Source organism: Streptomyces sp. NPDC046197, from assembly GCF_040646295.1.
Classification (GTDB): Bacteria; Actinomycetota; Actinomycetes; order Streptomycetales; family Streptomycetaceae; genus Streptomyces.
The window spans coordinates 45,321-53,272 of the sequence record NZ_JBEYZY010000047.1 but is presented as its reverse complement, the minus strand read 5'-3'; the positions used below and the strand labels follow the sequence as shown (position 1 = coordinate 53,272).

The window sequence follows — 7,952 nt, the reverse complement described above, 5'->3', positions numbered from 1 at the left end:
TGACCACAGAGCTCAAACGGCTCCGGTGTGGGCAGTGCTCACCTGCTGGCGGCCACGGCACCGAGTCTCTACGACCCGGCAGCTCCCATTAGGTGAGGGTGCGGTGGTGGCGCGAGGAGCCGGCCGTCATCCCCGGCTTGAGCGTGTGGCCTACGGATACCCGCCCGGTATGGCGAAGCTGTATATTCCAGGGCGAAAAGACCATCACCGCGGCGATCGGGCTCCAGCCTCCGACGCGTCGTTGCCGAAGGAGGCGGGGCCGGGCCCCCGGGTCGAGCAGGCGGCGCCAGATGCGCCGACGCAGCTGCCGAAACAGGCCTGGGGCGCGGTCCTTAGGGGCAGCCTGAAGGAGTTCAAGGACGACGAGCTGACCGACCGGGCGGCAGCGCTGACCTACTACGGCGTACTGTCCTTGTTCCCGGCCCTGCTGGTGCTGGTCTCTCTGTTGGGGATCACCGGGAAATCGACGACCGACAGGGTGCTGGCCAACCTCAAGCAGCTGGCACCCGGCTCGGCGCGGGACATCATCACCCGGGCGGTCGAGCAACTGCAGGGCAGCGCCGGCACCGGATCGGTGATGGCGCTGGTGGGCATCGTGCTGGCGGTGTGGTCGGCGTCCGGGTACGTGGCCGCCTTCATCCGCGCCGCCAACGCCGTCTACGACATGCCGGAAGGCCGGCCGGTGTGGAAACTCCTTCCGGTGCGCCTGGGCGTCACGGTCGCGCTGATGGTGCTCGCGGTGGCCAGCGCACTGATCGTCGTCTTCACCGGTGGCCTGGCCAGCAAGGCCGGGCAGGCGCTCGGGATCGGGGATACGGCGCTGACGGTGTGGGGAATCGCGAAGTGGCCGGTGCTGGTCCTTCTGGTCACGGTGATGATCGCCATCCTGTACTGGGCGAGCCCGAACGCGAAGGTGAAAGGGTTCCGCTGGGTTACCCCGGGCAGCTTCCTCGCGCTGCTGATCTGGATGATCGCCTCCGCCGGGTTCGCGTTCTACGTCGCCAACTTCGCCTCCTACAACAAGACCTACGGCACCATGGCCGGCGTCATCGTCTTCCTCGTCTGGCTGTGGATCACCAACCTGGCGATCCTGCTGGGCCTGGAGTTCGACGCCGAGACCGTGCGCCAGCGCGCCGTCGCCGGCGGGCACCCGCTCGAGGCCGAGCCCTACACCCAGCCGCGCGACACCAGGAAGTGGGACGAGGAAGACGTGCGCCGACTGGACGACGTCTGATCAGGCACGGCCTACAACCGCGGCAACAACAGGACGTCCTGCGCCGTCGGGCATCAATGCTCTGCGAACGGCGATCGGCCTGGGTCCCTCCCATCATGATCACAGAGGCATGGCGGGTGATCTCCGGGACACTTGCAGTTCATGAGGCTGCTGGCGGGATTGCGTGAAACGGACCGGCGTCTGACCCAGCGGATCGCCGCCTGCACCGCGCCGGGCGTGCACCGGACGCTGTCGGCGGTGGAGGAGTGCGCGGAGAGCACCAAACTGTGGTGCGGTGCGGCGGCGGTGATGGCCTTCGCCGGCGGCTGGCGCGGGCGCCGCACCGCAGGGGTCGGCCTGGCGGCGCTATCGGTGGCGCAACTGGTCTCCAACGGCTTGTGCAAGCATCTGGTCCACCGGCCGCGGCCGCCGAAGCAGTGGATCCCGCACGACGAGGTCGAGGACCGCCCCGAGTCGTCCTCGTTTCCCTCCGGGCACACCGCGGCCGCCGCAGCATTCACCGCCGCTGTCTGGCCCGCATGGCCAGTCGCGGGGATGGCGTGTACGGTCCCGGCCGCCATGGTGGCGGTCGAGCGCGTGCAAAGCGGTGCCCACTACCCCAGCGACGTCGCCGCCGGCGCCGTCATCGGCCTGGCCGCCGCCTGGCTCGTCCGCCACAGCCCCCGCTGGGCGCTGCGGTGGCGGCTGCCGTAGCCGGGCCGACCGGAGCACCCATGATCGGATCGAGACCGTGTGAAGGTCTCGTACGCGATGGCGGCCCTGCCGCGGAAAGCGCCCCCGCTGGGGCAGAAGTTCAAACAGCACTTCCCCGTGGCCTGCGCGGTGCGGCCAGTCGGGCAGTGGCATCGCGTGCTCGCCACCTGCCGGCCGCACCGCGCAGGCAGTGAGCCCCTCATCCCAAAGAAGGCGCAGGGCAGGACGGAGACTGCGGCCATGGCGGCTCCTTGACAATGGCGGCGCCTACCGGTGCCAAGGCTTGGTCATGTCACAGTAGGGACCTCCAAGCGCTCCCCGTTGGAGTGGGTGAGCGGAGCCCTCGGCGCGGTAGACCTCTCCCGCCCGGGGGCTCCTGCTTAGCCACCAAGCGCTCCTCGCCCTTCGACGAGCCGGCAGACAGTCGCCCTGACCACAGCTGGCCGACCAGGCGGTGTCGCCGAACCAGCCAGCCCACATCGGTGCCCTGAACTGGGCCATTCGGGGTACCCGCGCGATCACCAGGGGTGCCGCGGCGCCCTTCCTGGCGGAAAAGAACCAGTAAAGGGGAGGTGATCGCCATGTCGTCCAGCACGCAGCCGTCCCATGGCCCAGGCCAGCAGACACCCGGTTCCGAGCCGGTAAACGAATTGGTACAGCGCGCCTCACAGCAGCTGACCGAGCTGATACGCGGTGAACTGCGCCTGGCACAGGCGGAGATGAAGCAAAAGGGCAAGCGCTACGGCAAGGGCGGCGGACTGTTCGGCGGTGCCGGCCTTGTCGGCTTCTTGATGGCCCAGGCGCTGGTCGCCACCGTGATCGCAGCGCTGGCGGTGGCGCTGCCGGTCTGGGCGGCGGCGCTGATCGTCACGGCGGTGCTGGGTGTGATCGCCGCGGTGATGGCCATAGGCGGAAAGAAGCAGGTCGACCAGGCCGCCCCGCCCACACCCGAGCAGACGGTCGAGAACGTGAAGGCCGACGTGGCCGAGATCAAGGAGAGTGCGCACCGATGACCCAGCCGCCTCATGACGAGCCGACAGCCGAGAACACCGAGGAACTGCGCGAGCAGGTCGAGCAGACCCGCGAAGAGCTCGGCCAGACCGTGGAGGCGCTCGCGGCCAAGACCGACGTCAAGGCCCGCGCCCAGGACAAGGCCGCCGAGGTCAAGGGCCAGGCCGCGACCAAGGCCGGTGAGCTGAAGGAGCAGGCCGCGTACAAGGCCGGCCAGTTGAAGGCAAAGGCGGCCGAGGCCGGGGCTGTAGTGCAGAACAAGCTGCCGGGCCCGGTCAAGGACAAGGCGGCCCAAGCTGCCGGGCAGGTCCGTGCGAAGGCGGCCGAGGCCGGTCAGTTGTGGCAGGACAAGGCGCCCGAGCCGGTGCGAGCCAAGACATCCCTGGCCGCCAAGGCGGCTCAGGAAAACCGTCTGTGGCTGGCAGCCGCCAGCGCGGCCGTCGCCATCTGGCTGGTGTGCCGACGCCGGAAAGGATGAGGCCAGGAAAGCGTCCAAGATCGCTTACAAGCCGGTTGGTCTGGTCCTCGGTGCGGTCAGCGGCATGCTCGCCGGTGCCCTGTTCAAACAGGCGTGGAAGATGCTGGGGCACGATGACGACGCACCCGATGCCACCGATGAAGAGCGTGCCTGGGGGGAAGTGGTGACGGCCGCCGCCCTGCAGGGCGCAATCTTCGCCGGGACGAAGGCGGTCGTGAACCGTGCCGGCGCAGCCGCCACCCGCAGCCTGACCGGCACCTGGCCCGGCTGATCCGCTAAGGATGCGGGGCCGGTGCCACCCGGTACCGGCCCCGCATCCGCCCGGTACCCCACGAAAGCCCCACGCAGATGTCTGATCAGAAGGCGGCTACCACGCTGACAGCCGCAGCAGTCATCGCCATGATCCTCATGGCCCGGGCAGCAGTCCTGCACCACACCGGTCGAGGGCGCGCCGCCTGCACGGCGCGCCCGCCACAGCGGGTCACTACACCCCGCGATACGACTCCGCCACGTGCTGCCGCACCGCCGGATGACGCTGCTCTCTGCGCGGTGCGAGAGGCCGAACAGCACATCCACCACTGCTGGCAGCAACTGCAAGCACGCACCGACCCGCCCGACTGACCCACCTGCGAGCCAGCCGGGAAAGCCCGCTGTCATCGGCCCGTTCAGCCGCTGGCCCGACGATTCCATGGTCGACAGCCACGACGCGGACGGCGAGGAACGTCCGGCCGGAAACGGCAAGAACCGAATGCCTGCACGTCCCAGAAGACAGAACGGGCCCCCGGTGCCGGGCAGGAATCGAGGACCCGTCACGCCCAAGTGCCGCGGGGACGTGCACCTGTCTTGCAGCACAACGCATCCGCGTCCAGAAGGTCACGCCGCTGGCGCCGCTGATCAGGTTCGAAGGCCGTTGCCGGGCCGACCTGTACACGGCAGCTGGGCAGGGCGCGCGGCGTCGTCGTCGTCCGGAAGGCATGGGTCGGGCCCTCGCTCCCAGTGATCGCCGAATTCGCCGAACGGGACTGCAAGATCATCCACTGGCGGTTCGGCGAGGAACTCGCCAAGGCTCAGATCGGCGAGCGCCTCGGGGTGTCCCAGATGCATGTCTCTCGGCTGATCTCCCGCCTGCTGGCTCGCCTGCGCGAAGGCATGCACAGCGCCCACCAACGTCCGGAATTGGGTCAGTCGGACGGTGATCCCGTGCCCTCGCGGGGGCACGGGAAGGTGTCAGGCGGTGTGCCCCACTTCGCGCGGTTCTGCCGGTCGGGCAGGATGCCGCAGCTGAGCAGGGTGGAGGTGGCGCCGCCCGGCTGGGTGATCTCGCGGATGTAGACGGCCTTGTCGGGTGGGTACTTGTTCTTGGCGTCCAGTTGCAGCACGCCCGAGGCGCCGGGGTACTGGGACACGCCGTGGGCGGTGAGCCATAGGTAGATGTCGTTGGGCTGGACGTCCTGGGACGCCGGCAGCAGGTTCTCGATGACCTTGGAGACGATGCCGACGGTGTCGAAGCCGCCGGCCGCGTCGGCGTCGGCGCTCAGGTGCCCGAAGACGGCGGCGAAGTCCTGGGTGAACTGCGCGTACGGATCCCGGGGGTCCGACGTGGGGGCATTCGTCGTCTCGTAGAAGAGCGTCATGTACGGGTAGGCCCCTGCCGTCCGGGCGGGATGGAGCTGGAAGTCGATGGGGGCGCTCTCGGCGATCAGGGGAATGGTCGTGCCCTCGGGTGGCTGGCACTGGCCGCCGGCACTCTGCATGGCGTTGAGGAGGCTGGGCAGTACGCCCGACCGTGCGAGGTAGACGACGATGCCGTGCGTGGCAGAGACCTTGTTGCACACGTCGGTGGCGATGCTGTCCGGTGTGGTGGCCCCGGGCTTCTCGCTGTAGGTGACCTCGTCGATGCCGCCGTAGGACCGGTAGGCGCGCAGGAAGACGTTCCTGAGGTCCGTACTGAAGGAGGTGTCGGTCGGGTCGTAGACGACGACGGCGTGGGGCCTGCCGCTGGTGAGGCGGTGGATCTCGGGGGAGCGGCGGATGAAGTCGGCGAAGATGGGGCCCAGGCGCGTGTTGGGAGCCGAGATCTGGAAGTAGCGCTGCGGGGAGTCGGGTCCGACCATGGTGCTGCCGGACACGCCGTTGGCGATGACTGGGATGCCGGCCTGGTCGAGTTCCTGGACCGCCTTCAGTGATTCACGACGGCTCTGCGTGATGCCGATGACCGCCGCGATGTGGTCCTCGCGTTGGCGACTGATGATCATGTGCGCGACGTCCGGGTCCTTCGGTGTCGCGTCGTTGTGCGCGCCGTACTGGAAGTACTGGCCGGTGTTGGCGATGAGCAGGCGGATGGGCATCTTGTTCTGGCGGACGCCGGCGTTCAGCTTGTGCTGCTGGGCGATCGCGCCGCGCAGGATCTGCAGGCCGAGCGGAGGGTCGTCGTACACACCCTTCTGCAGGCTCAAGGGTGCGAGGAAGACCAGGGTGCGGTACCGCCCGTCGGGGATCCTGGCGTTCTCCTCGGCGACTTGGCGTTCCAGGTCCCGCAGTTCCTTCCCAGGGCCTCCGGGCACGGCCAGATCGCACTGCTCGCCGTCGGAGACACCCACCCGCTCACCGGTGCGGACGGTGACGCATGAGGGCGGTGCGGGACGCGCGGTCCCTGGCCAGAGAGAGACAGGGGCCAGGTAGAAAGTGGCGGTCGCCAGGGCCAGGACCGGCAGAACCGATGGGCGCACCCAGTCGAGGGGGTGGTCCTTGCGGGCCATGATGCCCGTGCCCTTCTCGATCTTGTTCTTCGCTGTGCCTTCCGTGTCGTCGTCGGCCGGCAGTGTGACGAGGCGTACGGGCTCGGGGCTGTCCTGGCTGAGGACAGCGAACACCTTGTCGGCGATGCCGTTCGGCCGGTCGAGGTCGGCGTCGAGCGGGACGGCGTAGTCCGGCGGCGGGCCCGCGCAGCCGGCCAGGACGAGAAGCGGCCGGGACGGATGGTCGCCGACCAGTTCCGCGAGCGTGCCGAGAAACGCCCGGCCGGGTCCGTCCGCGCCGTCGATCTCCGGGATAAGGACGACGAAGGACCACCGTCGCCGGGCCCACAGGTGACTCAGCCGGGTCCTGCCCCGCGTCGCTGTGCGCAGGTCGGTCAGGAGGGCGCGCAGCAGGATGCGTCGCACTCGGGCGTCCTCACGATCCAGCTCGCCGTCCCGGCAGAAGGAGAGAGCTGCGTCCAGGAAGTTGGCGGCATGACACTCGTCCGCCACCCACCTGAGGCCCCAGTGCCGTAAGAACCACCGGTAGCACAGCTTGGGAACGCCGACGACCATGGCGGCGACGAGCCCCTGGAGCCAGCCGGTGAGGACATGCTGCCCCAAGAAGTCCGCCGTATACGCGCCGGCGCGAAGCGTCCTCCTTCGCTTCAGGAGCTCCGCGTACAGGCTGTCGACAATGGGCTGCTGCTGGGACTGGAGGTCTCCCGTGCCGCGCTCCGACTCCAGCACGGCCCGGCACGTGTGGAAGTCGCGCAGCCGCAGGCGCCCTGAAGGCATGGTGAGCTGGAACCTCAGCGCCACTCGGTCGACCGCCGCGAGGAAGCCGCCGGTCAGTTCCGCGTCGTCGACGACCGCGTGCGGCACCTGGCCGTGTGCGTTGCCGTGCCCTCGTGTCAGTCGGTGCTCGTACTCCCGGATGACGAAGGCGGCCCATCTGGGATCACCGCCGTTCTGCCTGCCGAGCACCAGAGCAGGTACTCTCTCGGCCCCGGACCTCCTGGCCGCGAAGGTGTCGATCTGGCGTATCAGGCGGTCCGACCACCTGGGGTAGGCCGGTGTCGAGTCCGCAGGGGCGGGAGAGTTGGGCACGCGTGCCTCCCCGGAAGAAGTAGGGAGGTCAACATGCCATGAGCACATGGCTCGCAAGCGCTACGTATCCGCCAGTGACTCCTACTGCCCGGTTCGGATCATTTCGATGTCCGCGGGTGGCAGCGCCGTGCTGCGAGAGTTCCGCGCCTTGACGGCGTCACGTCACAGACCTCGCGCGGCTACGTCGGCTGGATCAAGAGTGGTTCGGCCGTCGACTGATCGCTTCCTGATCCGGAGCCACGGCCCCGCGTCCGGACGGTCGGACAGGCTCGACGGTACGGAATGATCACTGGGCGATGCGCCACTGGACTGCCCTCACCTGGGGTTCCCCCCGCTGCGTTTGTCCACGTCGACAATCATCTGCGGCGCACTTCTGTCGCTACGGGCGGGCCCTCCCACGCGACGATGCTCCATGCTCCGGCCGGATCCGGCTCAGAGACACCGCCTCGTCGAGATTCGCGACAACCTGATTGCCCGAATCATCGAAGCCGAACAGGAGGGATGGCTCGGTGAGATTGAGGGACTGCAAGTAAGCCTCGCCAGCGCAGAGGAGAAGCTCATCCAGCTCGTTGCAGAGCAAGTCCGTCAACGCCAAGTGATCGATCTCGGCATGCCCCGCTTCAGCCAGATCGCGACACGAATCAGTTCGGCAAGAGGACCTTCAAGTTAGCCGAGCCTCATCCAGGCA

The 7,952-nt window shown here is 68.6% G+C and carries 7 protein-coding genes and 1 pseudogene; 7 read left to right on the top strand and 1 reads right to left on the bottom strand.

What is annotated here, in order from left to right; genetic code table 11:
* Positions 1 to 169 precede the first annotated feature (169 nt).
* From AB0A61_RS36865 to AB0A61_RS36840, 6 genes and pseudogenes are all read left to right on the top strand, one after another.
* Positions 170 to 1,234 carry a YihY/virulence factor BrkB family protein gene (locus tag AB0A61_RS36865; RefSeq protein ID WP_361302637.1) on the top strand — a complete coding sequence of 355 codons (1,065 nt, stop codon included), beginning with the start codon at positions 170 to 172 and terminating at the stop codon, positions 1,232 to 1,234.
* A 141-nt stretch (positions 1,235 to 1,375) separates the two neighbouring features.
* The gene (locus AB0A61_RS36860) at positions 1,376 to 1,927 is read left to right on the top strand and encodes a phosphatase PAP2 family protein (protein ID WP_361302610.1); all 552 of its coding nucleotides are present in this window, start codon (positions 1,376 to 1,378) and stop codon (positions 1,925 to 1,927) included.
* A 581-nt stretch (positions 1,928 to 2,508) separates the two neighbouring features.
* Complete coding sequence (locus AB0A61_RS36855; protein ID WP_361302607.1) at positions 2,509 to 2,940, top strand: phage holin family protein; 432 nt, start codon at positions 2,509 to 2,511, stop codon at positions 2,938 to 2,940.
* Positions 2,937 to 3,416: a DUF3618 domain-containing protein gene (locus AB0A61_RS36850; RefSeq protein WP_361302604.1), complete on the top strand. Its 480-nt coding sequence runs from the start codon at positions 2,937 to 2,939 to the stop codon at positions 3,414 to 3,416. The genes AB0A61_RS36855 and AB0A61_RS36850 overlap by 4 nt, the downstream gene beginning before the upstream one ends.
* Positions 3,417 to 3,435: 19 nt before the next feature.
* Positions 3,436 to 3,687 (top strand): DUF4235 domain-containing protein, encoded by a 252-nt coding sequence (locus tag AB0A61_RS36845; protein WP_361302634.1) that lies wholly within the window; start codon positions 3,436 to 3,438, stop codon positions 3,685 to 3,687.
* A 722-nt stretch (positions 3,688 to 4,409) separates the two neighbouring features.
* Positions 4,410 to 4,574: pseudogene (locus AB0A61_RS36840) on the top strand (sigma factor-like helix-turn-helix DNA-binding protein); the annotation flags it as partial.
* A gap of 23 nt (positions 4,575 to 4,597) precedes the next feature.
* Here AB0A61_RS36840 and AB0A61_RS36835 read toward each other — a convergent pair.
* Complete coding sequence (locus AB0A61_RS36835; protein WP_361302601.1) at positions 4,598 to 7,264, bottom strand: hypothetical protein; 2,667 nt, start codon at positions 7,262 to 7,264, stop codon at positions 4,598 to 4,600.
* A 412-nt stretch (positions 7,265 to 7,676) separates the two neighbouring features.
* On the opposite strand from AB0A61_RS36835, the gene AB0A61_RS36830 reads away from it, so the two are divergent.
* On the top strand, positions 7,677 to 7,934 hold the full coding sequence (locus AB0A61_RS36830; RefSeq protein WP_361302598.1) for a hypothetical protein: 258 nt from the start codon (positions 7,677 to 7,679) through the stop codon (positions 7,932 to 7,934).
* Positions 7,935 to 7,952 lie beyond the last annotated feature (18 nt).

Excerpts from the sequence above, each read along its gene's own strand:
- AB0A61_RS36860 (WP_361302610.1), top strand. The coding sequence starts at position 1,376 with ATGAGGCTGCTGGCGGGATTGCGTGAAACGGACCGGCGTCTGACCCAG.
- AB0A61_RS36850 (WP_361302604.1), top strand. The coding sequence starts at position 2,937 with ATGACCCAGCCGCCTCATGACGAGCCGACAGCCGAGAACACCGAGGAA.
- AB0A61_RS36865 (WP_361302637.1), top strand. The coding sequence starts at position 170 with ATGGCGAAGCTGTATATTCCAGGGCGAAAAGACCATCACCGCGGCGAT.
- AB0A61_RS36830 (WP_361302598.1), top strand. The coding sequence starts at position 7,677 with ATGCTCCGGCCGGATCCGGCTCAGAGACACCGCCTCGTCGAGATTCGC.
- AB0A61_RS36855 (WP_361302607.1), top strand. The coding sequence starts at position 2,509 with ATGTCGTCCAGCACGCAGCCGTCCCATGGCCCAGGCCAGCAGACACCC.